At 69.8% G+C, this 1,030-nt stretch carries 1 protein-coding gene and 1 pseudogene; one reads left to right on the plus strand and one right to left on the minus strand.

The features are described from left to right. Positions 1 to 763, plus strand: a 763-nt coding sequence (locus LQV45_RS35450; protein ID WP_230012737.1) for a purine-nucleoside phosphorylase, incomplete at its 5' end; no start/stop codon positions are given. A gap of 51 nt (positions 764 to 814) precedes the next feature. Here LQV45_RS35450 and LQV45_RS35455 read toward each other — a convergent pair. After that, positions 815 to 1,030 (minus strand): annotated as a pseudogene (locus tag LQV45_RS35455) (transcriptional regulator); the annotation flags it as partial.

Raw genomic sequence — 1,030 nt, forward strand, 5'->3', positions numbered from 1 at the left:
ACACTACACCGCTGCAGAGACGGGCGTCGACTCCCATGACGTCGCGCTGGTCCTCGGCTCGGGCTGGGGCGACGCCGCCGAGCTCATCGGCGAGACGACCGCCACCTTGTCCGCCGCCGAAATCCCCGGCTTCTCCGCACCGTCCGTGGTGGGGCACGTGGGCACCATCCGCTCGGTCCTGACCAAAGAGGGCAAGCGCGCCCTGGTACTGGGCGCACGCACGCACTACTACGAGGGCAAGGGCGTCCGAGCCGTGGTGCACGGGGTGCGCACCGCCGCCGCGGCCGGCTGCAAGACCCTCGTGCTGACCAACGGCTGCGGCGGGCTTAACGAGAACTGGACGCCCGGCACGCCGGTGCTCATCAGCGACCACATCAACCTCACCGCCACCTCTCCGTTGGAAGGGGCAACGTTCGTGGACCTGACGGACCTGTACTCCTCCCGGATCCGCGGGCTGGCCCGCGAGGTGGACCCGTCGCTGGACGAGGGCGTCTACGCCCAGTTCACCGGCCCGCACTATGAGACGCCCGCCGAGGTGCAGTACGCCAAGCGGATCGGCGCCGACCTGGTGGGCATGTCCACGGCGCTTGAGGCGATCGCCGGCCGTCACGCCGGCATGGAGGTCTTCGGCATCTCGCTGGTGACCAACCTCGCCGCCGGGATCAGCCCCGTGCCGCTCAGCCACGGGGAAGTCCTCGAGGCCGGCGAGGCCGCCGGCCCGCGGATTTCCAAGCTGCTGGCAGACATCATCGCCAAGCTCTGATCCTGGTTCTGGGCTGGGCCCCGCGACAGGTCCTGGGCCACCCGGCTGCGGCTATTCCGCGGCCAGGTAGTCCAGGACCTTTGCTTTATCCGCCGGGAACCGCCGCTCCATCGAGTCCGCGATCCCGGCGATGCTCTGGCGGGCCAGCGCCTGCCGCCAGGCGAGTTCGGCCTGGCGCATGGTCTGGGAAATCAGGCACGTCCGCGCGAAGTTCTCCTGCCGGTCCGGTTCCGGAACATTTCCGAGGATCGCCTCGCACCGGCAAGC

The organism is Microbacterium sp. Bi128 (assembly GCF_918698205.1).